This window comes from Asanoa ferruginea, from assembly GCF_003387075.1.
GTDB lineage: Bacteria > Actinomycetota > Actinomycetes > Mycobacteriales > Micromonosporaceae > Asanoa > Asanoa ferruginea.
Genome location: NZ_QUMQ01000001.1, coordinates 8,889,943 through 8,910,047, shown reverse-complemented (window position 1 = coordinate 8,910,047; position 20,105 = coordinate 8,889,943). Strand labels below are relative to the sequence as shown.

The 20,105-nt window shown below is 71.2% G+C and carries 18 protein-coding genes and 1 pseudogene; 13 read left to right on the top strand and 6 right to left on the bottom strand.

The window, feature by feature from the left end:
* Positions 1 to 579: 579 nt before the first annotated feature.
* A complete protein-coding gene (locus tag DFJ67_RS41405; protein WP_203783235.1) occupies positions 580 to 1,845 on the bottom strand; it encodes an MFS transporter in 1,266 nt (421 codons plus the stop codon).
* Between the two features lie 88 nt (positions 1,846 to 1,933).
* The gene (locus DFJ67_RS41400; RefSeq protein ID WP_239097011.1) at positions 1,934 to 2,479 is read right to left on the bottom strand and encodes a hypothetical protein; all 546 of its coding nucleotides are present in this window, start codon (positions 2,477 to 2,479) and stop codon (positions 1,934 to 1,936) included.
* Positions 2,480 to 2,667: 188 nt separating this feature from the next.
* On the opposite strand from DFJ67_RS41400, the gene DFJ67_RS43130 reads away from it, so the two are divergent.
* The 8 genes and pseudogenes from DFJ67_RS43130 to DFJ67_RS41365 all read left to right on the top strand — a co-directional run bounded on the left by DFJ67_RS43130 (position 2,668) and on the right by DFJ67_RS41365 (position 10,190).
* On the top strand, positions 2,668 to 2,838 hold the full coding sequence (locus tag DFJ67_RS43130) for a hypothetical protein (protein WP_170216184.1): 171 nt from the start codon (positions 2,668 to 2,670) through the stop codon (positions 2,836 to 2,838).
* 23 nt (positions 2,839 to 2,861) lie between these two features.
* Positions 2,862 to 3,392, top strand: a pseudogene (locus DFJ67_RS44285) (ATP-binding protein); the annotation flags it as partial.
* A 1,835-nt stretch (positions 3,393 to 5,227) separates the two neighbouring features.
* On the top strand, positions 5,228 to 6,076 hold the full coding sequence (locus tag DFJ67_RS41390; RefSeq protein ID WP_116077270.1) for a helix-turn-helix transcriptional regulator: 849 nt from the start codon (positions 5,228 to 5,230) through the stop codon (positions 6,074 to 6,076).
* Positions 6,077 to 6,086: 10 nt separating this feature from the next.
* The gene (locus tag DFJ67_RS41385) at positions 6,087 to 6,782 is read left to right on the top strand and encodes a DUF4191 domain-containing protein (protein ID WP_116075126.1); all 696 of its coding nucleotides are present in this window, start codon (positions 6,087 to 6,089) and stop codon (positions 6,780 to 6,782) included.
* A 270-nt stretch (positions 6,783 to 7,052) separates the two neighbouring features.
* A complete protein-coding gene (gene glnA / locus DFJ67_RS41380) occupies positions 7,053 to 8,477 on the top strand; it encodes a type I glutamate--ammonia ligase (RefSeq protein WP_116077268.1) in 1,425 nt (474 codons plus the stop codon).
* A gap of 456 nt (positions 8,478 to 8,933) precedes the next feature.
* On the top strand, positions 8,934 to 9,230 hold the full coding sequence (locus DFJ67_RS41375) for a hypothetical protein (RefSeq protein ID WP_116075124.1): 297 nt from the start codon (positions 8,934 to 8,936) through the stop codon (positions 9,228 to 9,230).
* A gap of 48 nt (positions 9,231 to 9,278) precedes the next feature.
* The gene (locus tag DFJ67_RS41370) at positions 9,279 to 9,863 is read left to right on the top strand and encodes a tetratricopeptide repeat protein (RefSeq protein WP_116075121.1); all 585 of its coding nucleotides are present in this window, start codon (positions 9,279 to 9,281) and stop codon (positions 9,861 to 9,863) included.
* A gap of 39 nt (positions 9,864 to 9,902) precedes the next feature.
* Positions 9,903 to 10,190: a HEAT repeat domain-containing protein gene (locus DFJ67_RS41365; RefSeq protein WP_116075119.1), complete on the top strand. Its 288-nt coding sequence runs from the start codon at positions 9,903 to 9,905 to the stop codon at positions 10,188 to 10,190.
* On the opposite strand, the gene lipA is transcribed toward DFJ67_RS41365, so the two are convergent.
* Positions 10,187 to 11,116, bottom strand: a complete 930-nt coding sequence (gene lipA, locus DFJ67_RS41360; protein ID WP_116075117.1) for a lipoyl synthase — start codon at positions 11,114 to 11,116, stop codon at positions 10,187 to 10,189. The two genes, DFJ67_RS41365 and lipA, sit on opposite strands and share 4 nt — an antisense overlap.
* Positions 11,117 to 11,458: 342 nt before the next feature.
* Here lipA and aspS point away from each other — a divergent pair, with 342 nt between their 5' ends.
* A complete protein-coding gene (aspS, locus tag DFJ67_RS41355) occupies positions 11,459 to 12,718 on the top strand; it encodes an aspartate--tRNA(Asn) ligase (RefSeq protein ID WP_116075114.1) in 1,260 nt (419 codons plus the stop codon).
* Between the two features lie 3 nt (positions 12,719 to 12,721).
* Here aspS and lipB read toward each other — a convergent pair whose 3' ends face one another.
* Complete coding sequence (lipB, locus tag DFJ67_RS41350; protein ID WP_116075112.1) at positions 12,722 to 13,360, bottom strand: lipoyl(octanoyl) transferase LipB; 639 nt, start codon at positions 13,358 to 13,360, stop codon at positions 12,722 to 12,724.
* Positions 13,361 to 13,414: 54 nt separating this feature from the next.
* Here lipB and DFJ67_RS41345 point away from each other — a divergent pair, with 54 nt between their 5' ends.
* Complete coding sequence (locus DFJ67_RS41345) at positions 13,415 to 13,843, top strand: hypothetical protein (RefSeq protein WP_203783233.1); 429 nt, start codon at positions 13,415 to 13,417, stop codon at positions 13,841 to 13,843.
* On the opposite strand, the gene DFJ67_RS41340 is transcribed toward DFJ67_RS41345, so the two are convergent.
* Positions 13,827 to 15,626 carry a DUF6311 domain-containing protein gene (locus tag DFJ67_RS41340; protein ID WP_409362886.1) on the bottom strand — a complete coding sequence of 600 codons (1,800 nt, stop codon included), beginning with the start codon at positions 15,624 to 15,626 and terminating at the stop codon, positions 13,827 to 13,829. The genes DFJ67_RS41345 and DFJ67_RS41340 overlap by 17 nt on opposite strands.
* Positions 15,627 to 15,709: 83 nt before the next feature.
* Between DFJ67_RS41340 and DFJ67_RS41335 the strand changes: the two genes are divergently transcribed.
* The 3 genes from DFJ67_RS41335 to DFJ67_RS41325 all read left to right on the top strand — a co-directional run bounded on the left by DFJ67_RS41335 (position 15,710) and on the right by DFJ67_RS41325 (position 18,355).
* Positions 15,710 to 16,666, top strand: a complete 957-nt coding sequence (locus DFJ67_RS41335) for an ATP-binding protein (RefSeq protein ID WP_116075110.1) — start codon at positions 15,710 to 15,712, stop codon at positions 16,664 to 16,666.
* A 10-nt stretch (positions 16,667 to 16,676) separates the two neighbouring features.
* Positions 16,677 to 17,060 carry an SCO5389 family protein gene (locus tag DFJ67_RS41330; RefSeq protein WP_116077263.1) on the top strand — a complete coding sequence of 128 codons (384 nt, stop codon included), beginning with the start codon at positions 16,677 to 16,679 and terminating at the stop codon, positions 17,058 to 17,060.
* A gap of 95 nt (positions 17,061 to 17,155) precedes the next feature.
* Positions 17,156 to 18,355, top strand: a complete 1,200-nt coding sequence (locus tag DFJ67_RS41325; protein ID WP_116075108.1) for an extracellular catalytic domain type 1 short-chain-length polyhydroxyalkanoate depolymerase — start codon at positions 17,156 to 17,158, stop codon at positions 18,353 to 18,355.
* On the opposite strand, the gene DFJ67_RS41320 is transcribed toward DFJ67_RS41325, so the two are convergent.
* Complete coding sequence (locus tag DFJ67_RS41320; RefSeq protein ID WP_116075105.1) at positions 18,352 to 20,067, bottom strand: hypothetical protein; 1,716 nt, start codon at positions 20,065 to 20,067, stop codon at positions 18,352 to 18,354. The genes DFJ67_RS41325 and DFJ67_RS41320 overlap by 4 nt on opposite strands.
* Positions 20,068 to 20,105 lie beyond the last annotated feature (38 nt).

Below are 20,105 nucleotides of genomic sequence, written 5' to 3'. Positions count from 1 at the left end.
GTGCGCTGCCAGCCGGGGTCGGTGATCGTGTGCGCCCGGTAGGCGCCAGCGAGCTCTCGAGTTCGTTGGCCTTCGTCGCCGGTTGCGGCTGGCCGCGTTTCGACTTGGTCTGATGTGCGGATCGGTGATCGTTTGTGCCTGGTCGACATCGGTGACCGCGATCTGCTCGATCGTTTGCAGCCCATCGACAATCGCTGCGGTGTGTCGTGCAGGTCTGGCACACATGATCATGGTGGAGGTCGGGGATCTTGCTGATCTGCTGCACATGATCATGGGCATGGGCGGATCCAGAGGCGTTGCCTGCCGCCGCGCGTGCGGCAGACCGGAACACCCGCCGTGGAACGGGATCGGGTCTAGCCGCGTCCGGCGGCGGGCCTGGCAGGGACGGGCCCCCTCGGGCCCGGCCCGGTCCCCGGCGGGAGCGGCGGTCGTGCCCACGACGGACCCGGGACCGCAGTGCCTCTAGTTTTCGGCGGGAGCGGCGGTCACGCCCCAGGACGGACCCGGGGCCGCAGTGGCTCTAGTTTCCGGCTGGAAGCGGCGGTCGCGCCTCACGACGGGCTCGGGACCGCAGTGGATCTACGCGGTTGCGCCTGAATGTGCGGGCCGTGCTTCACCCGGTGCGGCCTCGGTCGCGGATTCCGTGCGGCGGACGCGGTGGATGGCGGGGAGGGCGAGTAGGAGTGATGCCGAGATGATCTGCCACGCGACGCCGATGAGCAGGATGGTGGGGATGCTCGTCGCGGTGGCGGCGGGGCCGGCCAGGGCGAGGCCGATCGGGCCTACCGAGAAGGAGCCGAAGACCACATAGGAGTTGACTCGCGACATCGCCTCGGTGGGGACGCGTTGGTGGATCGTGGTCATCCACAAGGTGCCGACGATGCCGGCCAGCAGGGCTCCCGCGCAGACCAGCGCGAGTGGGGCCTGGGCGGCGAGCGCGGCCGAGGGGGACGCCCAGAGGATCGTGGCGGCGGTGGCCACCAGGAGCGGGCGCGTCGGCTTCCAGGCGAGCATCACGACGCCCCCGAGGATGGCGCCGGCCCCGTAGACCGCGCTGATCGCGCCCCAGGCTGCGGCGCCGCCGTAGAAGCGGTTGGCGGAGATCGGGCCCAGGACCAGGTAGGGCGCCCAGAGCAGCAGGTTGAAGAGGGTGAACTGGAGGGTGATGGTCCATAGCCACGGTAGGGCCGCGAAGACGCGCCAGCCCTCGCGCATCTCGCGGAGCATTGACGTGTGGCCGGCGCGGGGCGGGTCGGGGACGCGCAGCCAGAGCAGGGCCAGGATGCTCGGCACGTAGGTGATCGCGTCGATGAGGAGGACGGTCGCGGGTGAGGTGGCTACGACCAGGACGGCGGCCAGGGCCGGGCCGGCCACGGTGGCGATCGACTGGATCAGGCCGACGAAGGTATTGGCCTCGTGGCGGCGGTCGGCGGGGACCAGTTGCGGCACCAGGCCGTCGAAGGACGGGCGGAAGGTGGCCTCGCCCAGGCCGCTGAGCGCTGCCAGGGTGAGCAGCAGCCAGAGATCGGGCGTGCCGGCGAAGAACAGCACGGCGATCGCGGCTTGGGCGGCGGCGCGCAGGCAGTCGGCGCTGAGCATCACGAACCGGCGGGGGAGTCGGTCGCCCAGCACGCCGGCCAGGGGTAGGACGAGGACCATCGGGACGATGCGGGCGGCGAGTACGTAGCTGAGGGTCGCCGGGGAGCCGCCGCTGTCGAGGACCGCGAAGACCAGAGCTACGCCGGCCATCTGGGTGCCGAGGGTGGAGGTCGCGTGGCCCGCGACGAAGATGCGGAAATCGCGCAGTCGCAACACCGCGAACCGCGCACTTATCGGGTACGCCACCCGTCCTCCCCAGGACCTTGAGTCGTTGTGGCTCAGATCCTGTGGGACGGGTGTGGGTGGTGTCAACCCATGATTGAGTTCTCGGGGCTCAACTCAGGGCGGTGCGTAGGTCGTCGGCGGCCTTTTGAATCGGCTCCGGGAGGTGCGCCGGTCCCAGGTCGTCGATCACGCTGGTGGCCAGGGAAAACAGGGCGCCTGGGGGAGCGTCCGCGGCGAGTTTGAGGGTGTCGTGGGCCAGGGTGGCGCGGGGGAAGCGGTCGGGCCAGGCCGCGTCCGCCTCGATTCGGCGGAGGAGGGTGCGGGCGGTGGCGCGGAGGTGGGCGATGGCTGGGCCATGCTGAGTGTCAACGGAGCGCTGACGTTGGCGGGTCTGGCGGGTGGGCCGGACGTCGCGGGACTGGTCGCCGGTCAGGCGCAGGTATCGCTGCTCGGCCGCCTGGCGAGTGGCCAGGCCCAGGGCGCCGGCGATGGTGGCCCAGCTCGCGCCGCCTAGGCGGGCCGACTCGATCAGGGCGCTTTCGGTGGCGTCGATCCGGTCGCGGATGGTGCGCAGCAGGGGCAGGGCGTCGAGAGCCGCTCCCGGGTCGTCGCCGGCGGCCAGCAGGGTGCGTACGTCCTGCTCGAGCTTGTCCACGCCGGTCATGGTGCGGGGCGGTTGGACAGGTTGTCAACGGATCATTGACGGCTGAGGTACCTTACCTGCCTCAGCGGCGGGCTGAGCCTCGGTAAGGCAGGCGGGATTAGGGCGGGCGACGGGTGCGCGGCGGGTACCTGCGCGCGAATCGTCAACGTCGACAGCAAAACGACGGCCGAGGAGCCACAGTGATCAACGACCCGTACCTGACCCTGGAACTGCACCGCGCCCACGTCGAATCGCTGACCGCCGATGCCCGTGGCGGCCGGCTGGCCCGTGCGTTGCGTCGCCACGCGTCCTCGACGGACGCCACGGAAGGGACGCCGGCACGGCGGGCACTGCGCCGGCGGTCGGCCTGAGCGCGGGAAATCTCGGCGGCGTCATGTCGTACCCGCATGGCATTCTCGATGGCGTGACCACTCGTGCCCGCAACACCGCGTTCGTCGGCCGTGACGCCGAGATCGCCGGGCTGCGCGAAGCACTCAAACGGGTCCGCACCGACGAGCCGGCGATGGTGCTGGTCGGCGGCGAGGCGGGCGTCGGCAAGACGCGGTTGATCGAGGAGTTCCGCCGCCACGGGGGCGGCGCGAGGTTCCTCACCGGCCAGTGCCTCGAGCTCGGCGAGGAAGGCCTGCCCTACGCGCCGTTCGCCGGCATCCTGCGCGAGCTGGTCCGTGCCGAGGGCGTCGCGGTCCTCGACGGTCACGAGGCCGAGTTCGCCCGGCTCCTGCCGGAGCTGGGCGCCGTCTCGCACGACGCCGACCGCGGCGTGCTCTTCGACCGGGTCGCGACGCTGCTGACCCGGCTGGCCGCCGACCGGCCGCTGGTCGTCGTGCTCGAAGATCTGCACTGGGCCGACCGGTCCACCCGCGACCTCATCGAGTTCCTGGTCCGCGGCGCCCGCACCGCGCGGGTGCTGATGATCTGCACCTACCGCACCGACGAGCTGCACCGCGGCCACCCGCTGCGGGCGTTCGTGGCCGAGCTCGACCGGGCCCGCGGCGTCGAGCGCCTCGATCTCGGCCGGCTCGACCGCGACGGCACCGCCGAGATCCTGGCCAGCATCTTCGGCGGCGAGCCGGCCCAGCGGTCGATCGACAAGGTGCACATGCGGGCACAGGGCAACCCGTTCTTCGTCGAGGAGCTGGCCGCGTCCGGCGACCCGATGGCCTGCGCAGACATCCCGGAGAGCCTGCGCGACCTGCTGCTCGCCCGGGTCGACCGGCTGCCCGAGTCGGCTCAGCCGGTGCTGCGCATCGCGGCCGCCGGTGGCAACCGCATCGGGCACGACCTGCTCGCCACCGTCGCCGGCCTGCCGGAGACCGCGCTCGACACGGCGTTGCGCGCCGCGGTGGCCGCCCAGTTGCTGGTGGCCGACTCCGACGGCGGCTATGAGTTCCGGCACGCGCTGGTCCGCGAGGCGGTGCACGACGACCTGTTGCCCGGCGAGCACGCGCGCCTCCACGCCCGCTATGCCGCCGCCATCGAGGCCGACCCGACGCTGGTCGCCGCCGGGCGCGCACCAGCAGAGACAGCCCATCATTGGTACGCGGCCCACGACCACCCCCGCGCCCTCGTCACCTCCCGGGCGGCGGCGGTCGCGGCGGGTGAGCGCTACGCGCACGCCGAGCAGGCCCGGTTGCTGGAGCGGGTGCTCGACCTGTGGGAGCAGATCCCCGACGCCGGCGAGCGGCTCGGCCTCGACCACCTCACGCTGCTCGAAGAGACGATGGTCGCCACCTACACGGCGGGCGACTTCAAGCGGTCGCTGAGCCTCAACCGGGCCGCGCTGGCCGCCGTCGACCAGTCGGTCGAGCCGCTGCGCGCCGCACGGCTGCTGACCCGGCGCGGCAAGCTGCTCGGTTCGTTGGGCAAGAGCGACGGCACGCACGAGCTGCGGGAGGCCGTCGTCCTCGCCGAGACGGCAACCGACGACGCGGCCCGGGCCCAGCTCCTGGCCGACATCGCCTATCAGATCAGCCGGATCGACCGCGCCGAAGGGGCGCGGATCGCTTCGCTGGCACGGGCCGCGGCCGAGTCGCTGGGCGATGTCGCCGCCGCGGTCAACGCCACGCTGACGCTGGGTCGGGTGTGCAGCCGCCTGGTCGCGGGCGAGATCGGCCTGGCCGAGCTGCGCGAGGCAGAGGAGCGCGCCAGGTCCATCGGCGACGTCGAGCAACTGGTGCACGCCCAGGTCAACATCTCCGACGCGTTGTTCGAGGTCGGCGACTACGCGGGCTCCGCGAAGACCGCGGCCGCCGGAACCAGAGACGCCGCCAAGGTCGGCGTCGACCGGTCGAGCGGCGCGTTCCTGCGCTCCAACCACGCCGAGGCGCTGGTCGCCCTTGGTCGCTGGGACGAGGCCGAGGCGATCTGCGCCGAGTCCGCCCGCTTCGACCCGCCCGGCCATCTCGGCCTGCACTGGCTCCAGATCCGGGCCAACCTCCGCCTCGCCCGCGGCGATGCTTCGGCGCCTGAGGTGATCGGGCGGGCGCTGGCCTTCCTCCGGCGGCCCTACGTCAGCGCCCAGCACCGCCTGCCCCTGCTGGTGCTCCAGGTGGAGGCCGCGCTGTCCGTCGGCGACGCGGCCGCTGCGGCTTCGGCCGCCCATGGCGGCCTCTCCGCTTCGGATCTGATCGGCAACCCGCGCTACACCTGGCCGCTGCTCGCCGTCTCGGCCCGCGCCGCGGTGGCGGCCGACGACGCCGGGTTGCGGTCGTCGATCGAGGCGCTCGCCGCGGAGCTCGAATGCCTATACCCCGCAGACCGCGCCTACGCCGCACAGACCCACGCCAGCTTCGCCGCGGCCCCGCCCGGCTCCGCGGTCGCGGGGGCACGCGCGGCCGGCTCCGCCGTCGAAGTTCCGGGTGGCTCGTTGGGTGCGGGTTCGGCGGCGCCGGGTGGCTCGTTGGGTGCGGGTTCGACCGCGCTGGGGTGGGCTCGTTGGGTGCGGGTTCGACCGCGCCAGGTGGCTCGTTGGGTGCGGGTTCGGCCGTGGCAGCGCCGGGCGCCGCAGGCGCCGCGGGCGTGGGGGCGGCGGCTGGCGCCGCGTCGGGATCTCGTGTCGCTGGGTCCGCGGTGCCAGGCCAGCGCGGCGCACCGGAGACGGCAGCCGCCGCGCGGCGGAGTTGGGCGACCGCGGTTGAGGCGTGGCGGACCGACGGCCAGCCCTACGCGCTCGCTCGCGCGCTGGTGGCGTTCGCCGAGGCGCTGGCCGCGGTGGGCGACCGGGCGGCCGCGGGCGAGGCGCTCGAAGAGGCCGGCGCGCTGGCGGCCGACCTCGACGCCCGGCCGCTGCGTGACGAGGTGGCCCGGCTGGCCCGCCGGGTCGGGCTGCGCGGGGCCGTGGGAGCCGGGCCCGACGTGCTCACCGCCCGCGAGCGCGAGGTGTTGCGGCTGGTGGCGGTGGGGCACAGCAACAGCCGGATCGCCACCGAGCTCTACCTATCGCCGAAAACGGTCAGCGTGCACGTCTCCCGCATCATCGCCAAGCTCGAGGTCACGAATCGGATCGAAGCGGCAGCAGTCGCCCACCGGCTCGGGCTGCTCGGCGCCGACATGATTGCCGGCGGACAGACACCGGCATCCGGACCGTAGACTGCGTGCCATGGCCAAGGCAGAAGAGAAGGTGTCGTTCTTTGGACGCCTGAAGCAGATCGGGATGGTGTTCTCGTTCACCGCCAAACAGGACAAGATGTTTGTCCCGTTGGCGGTCGGCGCGGTTATGATCCCTTTGCTGCTCGCCGCGCTCGCGGTCGTCGTCGGTCTGGGCTTGATCTTCATCCCGATCGGCATCCTGATCGCCCTGCTCGCGCTGCTGATCGTGCTCAACCTGCGGTCCAACCGGGCGATGATGAACGCGGCCGAAGGGCAACCGGGCGCCGCCGCCTCGATCATCGAGAACATGCGCGGTGACTGGCGGGTCCGCCCGGCGGTGAGCTCCACGACGGCGATGGACATGGTCCACCTGGTCGTCGGCAAGCCCGGCGTGATCCTGCTCGCCGAGGGCAACCCGCAGCGGGTCCGCAGCCTGCTCGGCCAGGAGAAGCGCCGCCTCGCGAAGGTGATCGGCAACGCGCCGCTGCACGACTACGTGATCGGCAACGGCGACGACGAGGTGCCGATCCGCAAGCTGCGGATGACGCTGACCAAGCTCCCGCGCGCGCTGACCGGCAAAGACGTCAACGCCCTCGACAAGCGCCTGACGGCGTTGTCCGCGGCCCGTCCGCAGATGCCCAAGGGCGCCATCCCCAAGAACATGCGCCCCTCCAAGGGCGCGTTCCGCCAGACCCGCGGCCGCTGAGCCGAGCACCTCACGAGAAGCCGAGACCAGGGCCTGGTCTCGGCTTTCTCGTTGCCCGGCGAGTCCGTACAACGTGCCGGTCTTGGGGTATATGTTCGGTTTTGGTCGGTAGGAGCGCCGGCCAATCGGGCATTCCTGGCGGCCCGAGGGTGACGTAACACGGCAGAAACTTTTGCGACACGCTCGGGCAACGGCTCAGCCATACCGTCGCTGCCAGCCTTGCTTGAGAGATAACCGCAAGCCATGAAAGCGACGTGCCAGGAGGACGTGTTGTTCGCCAATCCCGAGGAACTCCTGCGATACCTCAAAGACGAGGACGTGAAGTTCGTCGACGTCCGGTTCTGCGACCTGCCCGGCGTGATGCAGCACTTCAACGCCCCGGTCGAGTCGATCGACGACGACATCTTCACCACCGGCCTCGCGTTCGACGGTTCGTCGATCCGTGGTTTCCAGCAGATCCACGAGTCCGACATGCTGCTGCTGCCGGACGTGGCTTCCGCGTTCATCGACCCGTTCCGGGCGCAGAAGACCCTCGCCCTCAACTTCTTCATCCACGACCCGTTCACGCGTGAGGCCTACTCCCGTGACCCGCGCAACGTGGCGAAGAAGGCCGAGGCCTACCTGGCGGCGAGCGGCATCGCCGACACCGCCTACTTCGGGCCCGAGGCCGAGTTCTACATCTTCGACTCGATCCGCCACGAGACGAGCTCCAACCAGGCGTTCTACTACATCGACTCGGTCGAGGGCTGGTGGAACACGGGCAAGGAGGAGCCGGGCGGCAACCGCGGCTACAAGACCGCCTACAAGGGTGGCTACTTCCCGGTGCCGCCGGTCGACCACTACGCCGACCTGCGCGACAGCATCGTCCGCAACCTGATCGACTCGGGCTTCACCGTCGAGCGCTCGCACCACGAGGTCGGCACCGCCGGCCAGGCCGAGATCAACTACAAGTTCTCGACCCTGCTGCACGCCGGCGACCAGCTCCAGCTCTTCAAATACATCGTCAAGAACACCGCCTGGGCCGCGGGCAAGACCGCGACGTTCATGCCCAAGCCGCTGTTCGGTGACAACGGCTCCGGCATGCACACCCACCAGAGCCTCTGGCTCAACGGCGAGCCGCTGTTCTACGACGAGACCGGCTACGCCGGGCTGTCCGACATGGCCCGCTGGTACATCGGCGGCCTGCTGCACCACGCCCCGTCGCTGCTGGCGTTCACCAACCCGACGGTCAACTCCTACCGTCGTCTGGTGCCCGGTTTCGAGGCCCCGGTCAACCTGGTCTACTCGCAGCGCAACCGCTCCGCCTGCACCCGCATCCCGGTGACGGGCAGCAACGCGAAGGCCAAGCGCGTCGAGTTCCGCGTGCCGGACCCGTCGGCCAACGTCTACCTCGCCTTCTCGGCGATGCTGATGGCCGGCCTCGACGGCATCAAGAGCAAGATCGAGCCGCCGGAGCCGATCGACAAGGACCTCTACGACCTGCCGCCGGAGGAATACAACTCGGTCAAGCAGGTCCCGGGCTCGCTGCCCGAGGTTCTCGACTCGCTCGAAGCCGACCACGACTACCTGCTCGAGGGCGGCGTCTTCACGCCGGACCTGATCTCGACGTGGGTCGACTACAAGCGCGAGAACGAGGTCGACCCGGTCCGCCTGCGGCCGACCCCGCACGAGTTCGCCATGTACTACGACGTCTGACAGTTACGCGCACCAGCGACCAGGGCCGCCTCCGTGGCGGTCCTGGTCGCTTCGTCTTCGCCTACGGCCAGAAGCCCAAGCCATAGGCGCAGCCGGCCGTGTAGACAATCACGCACGCGACGACCACGAAGCCGACGAGCACCCCGGAAGACGAATCATCTACAACCGGCGGGTCAATAACCGGTCCTGGGGCCTCGGCACCTGGCGCACCTACACCGGCACCTCGCGGCGCACCGAACACGTGCACGTCAACACCCGCCCATCTCACGAGAACAGCGCCAAGCCTTGGCTCTCGGACACCAACACCAGGACCAACAGGGCGAAGGCCACTCGGGTTGCGCCGGCGGGTGTGCCGTCCTGGACCGAAGTTGTCGAACCGGTCAAATCGCCCACGCGAACCGGTCGTAAGCGGGAAACTGTGGACGCCAACAGAGGCTCCACAACGGGGGAACCGCGATGCGCATGCTCATGACCGTCCAGATGGATACCGAGGCGACCACTCGGGCCATCCATGACGGCACCATGTCCACGTTGGTGGAATCGACAATGGAGCGGTTCCGCCCCGAGGCCGTCTACTTCTCCACCCACCACGGGAACCGGACCATCTACATCGTCTTCGACCTCGACGCCGAGGTGCGGATGATCGAGATCGCCGAGCCGTTCTTCAGTGGGCTGAACGCCAAGATTGACTTCGCCCCCGCCATGACGCCCGATGATGTGCGGCAGGGGTTGGGTCGACTGCCGCAGGCGTAGCGGCGTGGCCCACCGCTATGTTTCAACCGTGAGATCGAAGGCGGAGACATGACCGGTGCGGAGCGGTGGTACCGGCGCGCCGCGGAAGCCGGCGACAGCGACGCGATGGCCGCTGTCGGGCAGATCCTGCAGGACCGGTGGGACCTGGCCGAGGCGGAGGAGTGGTACCAGCGCGCGGCCGACGCCGGGCATACCGGTGCCATGGTCAACCTCGGCGTGCTGCTCACCATGCGCGGTGACGTGGCCAACGCCGAGCTCTGGTATCAGCAGGCGGCCGAGGCCGGCGACACCGACGCGATGCTCAACCTCGCCGGCCTCCAGGCCGAGCGCGAAGATCGGGTCAGTGCCGAGCACTGGTTGCGGCTGGCCGCCGAGGCCGGTGAGACCGACGCGCTGGTCAGTCTCGGTGTGCTGGCCCAGACCGACGGCGACCCGGCCGCGGCCCGGCGCTGGTTCCAGCAGGCGGCCGACGCCGGCAACGCGACGGGCATGTTCAGTCTCGGCGTCCTGGCCGAGGAACTCGGCGACGTGACCGCGGCGGAGCAGTGGTATCAACGCGCCGCCGATGCCGGTGACCACCATGCGCTGATCAACCTCGGCAGCCTCCGCGGCCAACGCGGCGACTCGAACTAACTCTCGCCTAGCGGGCCCGTCGGGGTCTAGCCTGCGACGATGGCGGACGAGTTCGCGCGGGCCCTGCGGCTGATGCGGCGCCGTGACCCGCAGTTGGCCGAAGACGGTTTCCAGCGGCTGCGTGGCATCGCGGCCGAGCATGTCGACGCGTTGATCGATGAGTTCCGGCGCGAGACCGACCACGGTGTCCGCTGCTGGCTGCTCGAGCTGATCGCCGAGGCCCGCTCGCCGCGCGCGCACGACCTGCTGACCGCCCAGGCGCGCAGCGACGACGAATCGTTGCGTGACTGCGCGACGCAGGGCCTGAAACTGCTGAATCAAACCTAGGCGGGCGTACGCGCGGCCAGTGCCTGCTGGTAGAGCCGGCCCGCCCGGTAGCTGGACCGGACCAGCGGGCCGCTCATCACGCCGGCGAAGCCGATCTCCTCGGCCTCCTTCGCCAGCTCGACGAACTCCTCCGGCTTGACCCAGCGCTCCACCGGGTGGTGCCGCGGCGACGGGCGCAGATACTGCGTGATCGTCACCAGCTCGCACCCGGCCGCGTGCAGGTCGCGCAGCGCCTGCGAGATCTCGGCGCGCTCCTCGCCCATGCCCAGGATCAGGTTGGACTTGGTCACCAGGCCGAAAGTGCGCGCCTGCGTGATGACATCCAGCGACCGGTCGTAGCGGAACCCCGGCCGGATCCGCTTGAAGATCCGCGGCACGGTCTCGACGTTGTGCGCCAGCACCTCGGGGCGCGACTCGAAGACCTCGCGCAGCAGCGCGGGGGTGCCGTTGAAGTCGGGGATGAGCAGCTCGACGCCGCAGCCCTCCTGGAGGGCGTGGATCTGGCGGACCGTCTCGGCGTAGAGCCAGGCGCCGCCGTCGGGCAGGTCGTCGCGGGCCACGCCGGTGACCGTCGCGTAGCGCAGGCCCATCGTGGCGACCGACTCGGCGACCCGGCGGGGCTCGTCGGCGTCGAACTCGGCCGGCTTGCCGGTGTCGATCTGGCAGAAGTCGCAGCGCCGGGTGCACTGGTCGCCGCCGATCAGGAAGGTGGCTTCGCGGTCTTCCCAACACTCGTAGATGTTGGGACAGCCAGCCTCCTGGCACACGGTGTGCAAGCCTTCGCGCTGAACCAGACCGTGGAGCGAGGTGAACTCAGGGCCCATCTTGGCCTTGACCTTGATCCACGGCGGCTTGCGCTCGATCGGCGTCTCGGCATTCCGCGCCTCGACGCGCAGGAGCCGGCGGCCTTCTGGAGCGATCGTCACGAATCCGAGCGTATCCCGGTGTTCATCCTTCCTACATACAGGGCGACGGGGTTCACATGTGCGCGGCGTCTGTGAACCCGCTCACGATCGCCTTCCGCCGGCGGGATCCGGTAATCTCGGCCGCAACGGCGCAGACGGAACCAAGTAGCGATCGACCCTGCCGGCCGAGAGAGCCACCAGTTGCTGTGATGGTGGCCCGGCACCGGTCGCGAAGACACTCCCGAGCCGCAGCGCGACCAATGAGGCCCCGGTCAGCCGGGGTGAAGGTGTGGTGGCACCGCGAGGAACCCGCTCGCCCACACCTCCCGGGGATCGCGTTGCGACCGACGAGGAGGTCCACCAATGCAACGCATCCTGTCCAGCCAGCTGCCCGCCCATCCCGGCAGCACCGTCACCGTCGCCGGCTGGGTCCATCGCCGGCGCGTGCTCAAGGCCGTCGCCTTCCTGATCCTGCGCGACCGGGCCGGCCTGGTCCAGGTCGTCATCACCGACCCGCAGGTGCGCGAGCAGCTCGAGGAGCTGACCGAGGAGACCGTCGTCGAGGTCACCGGCCTGGTGACGATCAACAGCGGAGCACCCCTGGGCGTGGAGATAACCGAGCCGGTCGTACGCAAACTGAGCGCGCCGGCCGCACCGCCCCCGTTCGACCTCTACCGGCCGCTGCTCACCGCCACCCTGCCCACGCAGCTCGACCACGCGTCGGTGGCCCTGCGGCACGCGACCCGGCGCCGTGCGGTCACGGCGGCCGCGGCCGCCGCCGAGGGGTTCCGGGCGACGCTCGACGACCGGGGCTTCACCGAGATCTTCACGCCGAAGATCGTCGCCTCGGCCACCGAGAGCGGCGCCAACGTGTTCGGCATCGACTATTTCGGCAGCCGGGCCTACCTGGCCCAGAGCCCGCAGTTCTACAAGCAGCTCATGGTCGGCGTCTTCGAGCAGGTCTACGAGGTCGGCCCGGTGTTCCGCGCCGAGCCGCACGACACCGCCCGGCACCTGGCCCAATACACGTCGCTCGACGTCGAGCTGGGCTTCATCGAGGACCACCGCGACGTGATGGCGGTGCTGCGCGACGTCGTGGCCGGCATGACCGACACGGTCGCCGAGCGGCTGCCGGGCGTCAAGATGCCGGACGTGCCCGCCGAGATCCCGGCGATCCACTTCACGACCGCGCTGGAGATCGCCGGCGCGCCGGCCGACGAGCCCGACCTGGCACCCGCGCACGAGCGGGCGCTGGGCGAGTGGGCCGTCCGCGAGCACGGCTCGGACTTCCTCTTCGTGACCGGCTACCCGATGCGCAAGAGGCCGTTCTACACGCATCCCGAGCCGGGCCGCCCGACCCACTCCAACTCGTTCGACCTGCTGTTCCGCGGCCTGGAGATGGTCACCGGCGGGCAGCGGCTGCACGAGTACGCCGACTACGTCGCCGCGCTCAAGGGTGACCTGACCGGCGTCGAGACGTATGTCGAGGCGTTCCGGCACGGCATGCCGCCGCACGGCGGTTTCGCCATCGGCCTGGAGCGCTTCGTGGCCCGCCTGCTCGGCGCGACCAACGTGCGCGAGGTCGCGGTGTTCCCCCGCGACCTGCACCGGCTTACGCCGTAGAGATCAACCCAGCAGGGTCGGCAGGCGCCGCTCGACGATCGGCAACACGTCGTCGACGGTGACCTGCCGGCCCAGTTCGGCCGTCAGCGAGGTCGTCCCGGCGTCACGGATGCCGCAGGCGATGATGTGGTCGTAGGCGCCCAGGTCGCAGTTGGCGTTGATCGCGAAGCCGTGCTGGGTCACGCCCCGGGAGACCCGGATGCCGATCGCGGCGACCTTGCGGGCCGGCCCGCGGTCGTCGTCGGGCACCCAGACCCCGCTGCGCCCCTCGATGCGGGTCGTCGACAGCCCCACCTCGGCGCAGGTGTCGATCAGCAACTGCTCGGTGCGCCGCACGTAGGCGACCACGTCGATCGGGGCCGGCAGCCGCAGGATCGGGTAGCCGACGAGCTGACCCGGCCCGTGCCAGGTGATCTTGCCGCCGCGGTCGACGGCGATCACCGGGGTGCCGTCGGTCGGCCGGTCGGACTCTTCGGTGCGCTTGCCGGCGGTGTAGACGGAGGGGTGCTCGAGGAGCAGCACGGTGTCGGGAGTGACACCGTCGGCGACCTCTTCGTGGAGGCGGCGCTGCTCGTCCCAGGCCGCCTGGTAGTCGATCATGCCGAGGCGGCGGGCGGTGAGCTTGGGAAGCACGCTGGTCACGCCCAAAAGCGTAGCCCTCGCGGCGCGAACCGACCCGGTGACATGATGCGCGTCATGGTGACCCGGGCGCTGGTCCTCGTGCACGCCGGTGTCGCCGCGCTCTGGCTCGGATCGATGGCCTACAGCCTGTTCACGGTGCAGCCGAAGCTGGCCGCGATGGTCGGGCGGGACGACACCGAAGACGCCCAGCGGATCTTGGCGCACGGCAACCGCTGGCGGGTGGTCGCCCTGATCACCGTGCTCTGGGTCACCGGCACCGCGCTCGCCGTCAGGGAGCCGGGACACCTGGGCCCAACAAGCGTCAAAGCGGCCCTGCTCGCCGCCGCCACCGCCCTCTTCTGGTGGATCTCGTGGCGCGCCTGGCCCAGAAGGGTCTTCGCCCTCCCGGCGGAGATCCCGGCACTCCAGCGCCAGTTCCGGGCCGTCGCGCTCGCGATGTTCGGCCTGGTCGGCGCCGCCTTCGTGATCAGCTACCTCTGGTGACCCGCCAGACCCAGACGTCATCGATCCGCTCGCCCGGCCCGAGCAACTGCCGGGTCGCGGTGAGCAGCGCGTCGTGCTGCACGGGCCACTTGGCGCCGTGGATCCGGTCGGCCAGCACCACCGCGTCGACCCGCCAGTAGGCCAGGTCGGCGCGCGCCGCGGCCTGCTCCGCCGGCCCGATCGCCGGGATGACCCCGGTCTTGGCGACGTCGTAGAGCATCCCGTCCATATAACGCGGAACGGGCCCGATCCGGCCGCGCCCGTCCGGCCCGCCAGGGCCGAGATAGAACCCGGACACCAGCGAGAACTCGCCCTGGCCGTGCGTCCACGCGTACGCCTGCCAGCGTTGCCCGTCCGGAACCGTGTCGAGGGTGAACGGGACGGTCGCGATGACCCCGCCGGCCGGCACCACCGACGCCCAGTCGTCGGACGTGATGAACGTCGGGATCGGCTCGCGCGCCACCGTCAGCAGGTTGACCGGCAACAGCGGCACCAGGGCGACGGCGAACGCGACGGGCCAGACCCGGCCCCGCGGCCGCGCGTCGACCAGGAACGCCAGCAGCAGCCCGACGATCGGGGTGACAACCAGGGCCAGCCGCTGCGGCAGCGCCGCGTTGAAGACCGGAAGCGGATTGAGCAGCGCGTACGGCAGCGGCACGTCGGTGTAGTTCTTGAAGATCTTCACCGCCGGCCCCCAGGACAGCACGGTGAACACCAGCGCGGTGATGCCGAGCGCGCGCAGCGTGGCCCGCCGCCCCGGCGTGGCGACCCGCCACAGATACCAGAACGAGGCCACCGCCAGCAGCACGAGCGGGAGACCGAAGAACGAGTTCTCCTCCGTCTCGTTAGGCGCCAGTGACGTGTCCAACCCGGCGATCCCGGCCAGCGAGCGCTGCGGGAACGCGAAATAGCCGGCGACGTCCTCGCTGTGCACGCGCGCGTCGAAACCGGTGCCGGCGAATCGCTGCGGACCGAAGAAATGCATCCAGATGGGGTACGACAGCAGCGCGAACGCGACGACCGCGGTGACACCGAGGCCGCGCAGCATGGCCGGCAGCGCGGCCCGCGCCTCGGCCCGGGTGACCTTGGCCGCCGACCAGGTGGCGAGGAAGACCAGGCAGGCCAGGGCGATGAAGAACAGGCCCTCGGCGGCGATCGAGAAGGTGATCGCCACCAGCACGCCGAGCAGTGCGCCGTCGCGCAGCCAGCGCCCGTCGCGCAGCCGGATCACCCGCCAGACCACCAGCGGCGCCAGCCAGCCCGCCGTCCAGTTCAGGTGCGCGTTGGCGTGCGAGACCATGCTCGGCGCGAACGCGATGAACAGCGCGCCGGTCGCCGCGGCCAGGCGCGAGCTCACCAGGTGCCGGGAGAGCAGCCAGAACCAGGCATACGCGGTGGCGACCAGGTTCAGCGTCAGGATCACCGCGAACGTGACCGGGGCGCCGAGCAGGAAGGTCAGCGGCGCGAACACCACGGCGTACACCGTGATCGAGGTGTTGACGGCGAGGTTGGCACCGTCGGGGAAGCCGATCAGGTGGGTGAAGAACGGGTTCTCGCCGTGGGTGATCGCCCGCGCGCCGTAGGACAGCAACCACTCGAACAGGGCCTGGTCGCTGGAGTTGACCTTGATGGCCCGCCCGTTCGGGTCGATCCAGAGCCCGCTGGTCACCCACAGCGCGAGCAGCAGCGCGACGCCGGTGACCAGCAGGTCGGCCCGCCAGCGGGAGGCCCGTGCGGGCGGCTCCGCGGCGACGGTCGGGGGAGCGGTTGACGCGATCGACACGGGCGGAGGCTACCAATGGGGACGACACGCCCAGAAGGCGCCTGTTGTTTGCACTCTTATTGGAAATGACTTCCAATACCAGTATGAAAATAGCCTTCGTCGGGAAGGGCGGCAGCGGCAAGACGACTCTGGCCGCCCTGCTCGCCCGCCACCTGGCCGCCGCGCCCGACCGGCCGTCGCTGCTCGCCGTCGACGCCGACATCAACCAGCACCTGGCCGCCGCGCTCGGTGCCGACGAGCGGTCGACGCGGCCCGCGCTGGGCGACCACCTGGCGGAGATCAAGGACTACCTGCGCGGCGACAACCCGCGGATCTCGTCGGCCGCTGCGATGGTCAAGACCACCCCGCCGGGTCGCGGCTCGCGGCTGCTCACCGTGGCCGGACCCAATCCGGTGTACGACCTCGCGGTGCGCGAGGTGGGCGGCGTCCGGCTGGCCGTGACCGGGCCCTTCGCCGAGCGGGATCTCGGTGTCGCCTGCTACCACAGCAAGGTCGGCGCGGTCGAGTTGCTGCTCAACCACCTGGTCGACGGCCCGGGGGAGTACGCCCTGGTGGACATGACGGCCGGCGCCGACTCGTTCGCGTCCGGGCTGTTCACCCGCTTCGACGTGACGTTCCTGGTCTGCGAGCCGACCGTGCGCAGCGTCGGCGTCTACCGGCAGTACCTCGGCTACGCCCGCGACCACGACGTGCGGGTGCACGTGGTCGGCAACAAGATCGTCGACGAGTCCGACGTCGACTTCCTGCGGTCGCATGTCGGCGCCGACCTGCTCACCTGGTTCGGCCGCTCCGACTGGGTCCGGGCCGCCGAGCGCGGTCAGGTGCTCCCGCTGGACGCGCTCGAGCCAGCCAACCACGCGGCCCTGCGGCTGCTGCGGTCTTCCGTGGATAGCACGGAGAAGGACTGGCAGCGCTACGCCCGGCAGGCCGCCGAGTTCCACCGGCGCAACGCCACGGCGTGGGCCAACGACCGCACCGGCGAGGACCTCGCCGCCCAGATCGACCCGGGCTTCGTCCTGGGTGACCAACTCGTTCACTGAGGAGATCAACATGTCCCTGACCGTTCCCGCCGACCTGCTCGCCCGCGCCGAGCAGGGCGCCGTCGACGACGCCGAGTTCGTCGAGTGCGTCCGCACCTCCCTCCCGTACGCCTGGGACGTGGTCTCCGACGTCGCCTCCCGGGCCGGTGACCTGTTCGCCGAGCACGCGGTGCCGCCGCCCAGCGAGACCGAGCGGGGGCAGCTGTTGCGCGCGCTGGCCAGCGACTCGATCCGCGGTGCCCTGGAGCGCCACTTCGGCGTCAAGCTCGCGTTCCAGAACTGCCACCGGGTCGCGGCGTTCGCTCCGGCCACCGTGGACGGCGACGTCTACCGCGAGTTCGTCTCGCCGCTGGCGCAGATCCGCAACCAGACCCCGGAGCTCGTGGACTGCTGAGCCACACTCCCGGTCGTCGATATGTGGTATCGCCGACCATGTCAGATAGATAGTCGCCGATCGTAACCTCACGGAAACCCCGCGAGGAGGTCGCGATGCGACGGTCCATATCCCTACTCGCCGCCGGGGCGGCGCTGGTCATCGCGGCTGTGCTCGCGCTGGCCGCGCCCGCCCAGGCGGCGCAGCTCAGCCCGGTCAGCGGCTTCGGGTCCAACCCCGGGAACCTGGCGATGTACGCCTACCGGCCCGACGGCCTGCCCAGCGGCGCGCCGGCCGTGGTGCTGCTGCACGGCTGCAGCCAGGACGCCACCGGCTACTTCACCAACAGCGGCTGGCGTACGTTCGCCGACCGCTGGCGGTTCGCGCTGATCATCCCGCAGCAGAGCAGTAGCAACAACGCGACGTCGTGCTTCAACTTCTTCGAGACCGGCGACACCACCCGAGGGCAGGGCGAGGCCGCGTCGATCCGGTCGATGGTCGGGTACGCGGTGAGCAACTACGGCACCGCGGCCGACCGGGTCTACGTCAGCGGGCTCTCGGCCGGTGGCGCGATGAGCGCGGTCATGCTGGCCACCTACCCGGACGTGTTCGCCGCCGGTTCGGTCGTCGCCGGGATCGCCTACCGCTGCGCCACCAGCATGGTCAACGCGTTCACCTGCATGAACCCGGGCGTCGACAAGACACCGGCGCAGTGGGGCGACCTGGTGCGGGGTGCGTTCCCCGGTTACACCGGCGCCCGGCCCAAGGTGGCGATCTGGCACGGCACCGCCGACTACACGGTCGCCACGGCCAACGCCAACGAATCGCGCGACCAGTGGACCAATGTGTTGGGTATTTCCGCGAGCCCGACCAGCACCTCCTCGCTGCCGGGCGGGACCACCCAGGAGCGCTACGGCAACGACCAGGTGCGGGTCTACCGGGTGTCCGGGATGGGGCACGGCACGCCGGTCGATCCGGGCAGCGCGGCCGACCAGTGCGGCACGGCGGCGGCGTACTTCCTCGACACGATCTGCTCGGCCTACTACGACGCGACGTTCTTCGGGCTGAACACGGGCGGGCCGACCACCCCGCCGACCTCGGCGCCGCCGACGACGGCACCGCCGACCACCAACCCGCCGACCACCGGGCCTTGTGTGACGGCGACCAACTACGCGCACGTCGTGGCGGGACGGGCCTATCAACAACTCGGCTACGTCTACGCGCGCGGTTCGAACCAGGCCATGGGTCTCTACAACGTGTTCCAGACCAACGGGTTGCGCCAGACCGGCCCGGACTACTGGGTGGTCGGCTGTTAGGCCGCCCGGTCCCGGTCACGCGTGCCGGGGCCGCCGAAGCGGCTGCCGTAGGGCCGGCCCGCTGCCTCCTCCGGAGCGTGCACGATGCCGCCGAGCAACACGGCCTCGAACCCGTCGACCGCCGGTGACCAACGCTCCACGTCGGCGCGCGCCGCGGCCAGTGCCTGGCTACCCAGGGACTGCGCGGCGCGCGCTGCGGCCAGCGCCTCGACCGGCTCGGCCTCGGTGGCCACGGCGGCCTGGCCCAGCTCGCAGCGGGCCGCGAAGAGCCGCGTACGGGCCCGGGCGGCGACCGCGCCGCGCCGGTTGAGCACGAACGCCGCCGCCGCGTCGATCGTCGCGCGGGCCGAGAACATCGCCTGGTCGAGCTGCTCGCGGGCGTGCGCCACCCGGGACGACGGGTCACGCACGGCGCCCAGCGACTCGCCCAGCGGCCCGGAGACCTCCTCCAGCCGGCGCAGCCCGGCGACCGGGTCCGGCCGGGCCACCGCGAGCGTGGTGGCCAGCTCGGTGGCGGCCTCGTCGGCCCGGTGGACGTCGGCGGCCAGGCCCACCTTGTCGCCGCGGGCGTTGCCCGGCGGGCGGCCGGCCATCGCCAGCACCGCCTTGCCGGCGGCGACCTCGGCGTGCAGGTCGGCGAGCAACTCGGCGGCCGCGTCCTCGGCGGTGGCCAGGTCGGCGGCGAAGAGGTCGAGCGCGTCGAGCAGGGCCTCGGCCTGGCCGAGCGCCTGCTGCGCGGTGCGCAGGCCGGTCCGGCGGCCGTCCTGCTCGATCTCGGCACTGGCGAACTCGATCCGGGCGCCGGCCTGGGCGAGGTTGTCGATGACCGGGGCGAGGGCGCTGTCCGCGTACGCCGCGGTCAGTTCCTTCCAGCTCGTTCCCGCCACCGCCAGCCGCGCGCGGGCCTCGTCGCGGCGCACGGTGAGCCGGCTGGCCAGCCGGGCCTCCTCGCTCGCCCGCAGCAGTTCGAACGGCTCGGCCCGGGCGTCGAGGCGGTGGCTCGCGGCGGCGCAGTGCTCGACGATCGCCCGCAGCACCCGCCGCCGGCTGAACTCGTCTTCCGGCTCGTGGTCGTCGAGGTGCTGGCGCACCCGGAAGGCCTCCGAGAGGTCGGCGCGGGCCGCGGTGACCGCCTCGACGAAGGTCACCGTCGCGTCCCGGCCGTGCTGGGCCTGGGCGAACGAGAGTTCCTGCTCGCTCGTGCAGAGGGCGTTGTCGGCGGCGACCAGAGCCGCGTCGGCCTGCGCGAGCAGCCGGGCGGTGGACAGGTCGCCGCCGAGATCGAGGGTGTCGGCGTCGCGGTCCGGGACCGGCGATGGTCCGGCGCGTTCGGCCGGGCCCGCCGGGCTGGCGGTGCGGGGCGGCTTGGTCAGGGCCGGGCCGATTTGGTCCGGCGGCGCCCACGCGGACGCCGGCGGCTCGTCGAGGGCGGCTTCGGCCAGGGTCTCCTCGACCGTCCGGCTGGGTGCCGTCGGCTCGGGCCGGACCCGCTTGCTCTTGCTCTTGTCGGCCACGGGCCGGTTGCGCCGGAAGGGGTTCCTGCGGCGGCGGCGACCGGTGTGGCCGGCGTCCGGTTCGAGGCGGTGCCGGGGCGCGGAACGGTCGGCCGCCCGGCGGCGGGCGACCGCCAGCACGACCACCACCACTCCCACGACGAACAGCACGCACGCCAACAGCGACAGTGCGTTGTTGTCGCCCGATGCCGCCGACATGAGGTGAGGCTATTCGCGAGCGGTCTTTCAGTCTGCCG

Coding starts and splice junctions, on each gene's coding strand:
- DFJ67_RS41325 (WP_116075108.1), top strand. CDS start 17,156: ATGCGACGGTCCATATCCCTACTCGCCGCCGGGGCGGCGCTGGTCATC.
- DFJ67_RS41370 (WP_116075121.1), top strand. CDS start 9,279: ATGACCGGTGCGGAGCGGTGGTACCGGCGCGCCGCGGAAGCCGGCGAC.
- aspS (WP_116075114.1), top strand. CDS start 11,459: ATGCAACGCATCCTGTCCAGCCAGCTGCCCGCCCATCCCGGCAGCACC.
- DFJ67_RS41385 (WP_116075126.1), top strand. CDS start 6,087: ATGGCCAAGGCAGAAGAGAAGGTGTCGTTCTTTGGACGCCTGAAGCAG.
- DFJ67_RS41320 (WP_116075105.1), bottom strand. CDS start 20,067: ATGTCGGCGGCATCGGGCGACAACAACGCACTGTCGCTGTTGGCGTGC.
- DFJ67_RS41345 (WP_203783233.1), top strand. CDS start 13,415: ATGGTGACCCGGGCGCTGGTCCTCGTGCACGCCGGTGTCGCCGCGCTC.
- DFJ67_RS41390 (WP_116077270.1), top strand. CDS start 5,228: ATGCCTATACCCCGCAGACCGCGCCTACGCCGCACAGACCCACGCCAG.
- DFJ67_RS41330 (WP_116077263.1), top strand. CDS start 16,677: ATGTCCCTGACCGTTCCCGCCGACCTGCTCGCCCGCGCCGAGCAGGGC.
- DFJ67_RS41375 (WP_116075124.1), top strand. CDS start 8,934: ATGCGCATGCTCATGACCGTCCAGATGGATACCGAGGCGACCACTCGG.
- DFJ67_RS41365 (WP_116075119.1), top strand. CDS start 9,903: ATGGCGGACGAGTTCGCGCGGGCCCTGCGGCTGATGCGGCGCCGTGAC.
- DFJ67_RS41335 (WP_116075110.1), top strand. CDS start 15,710: ATGAAAATAGCCTTCGTCGGGAAGGGCGGCAGCGGCAAGACGACTCTG.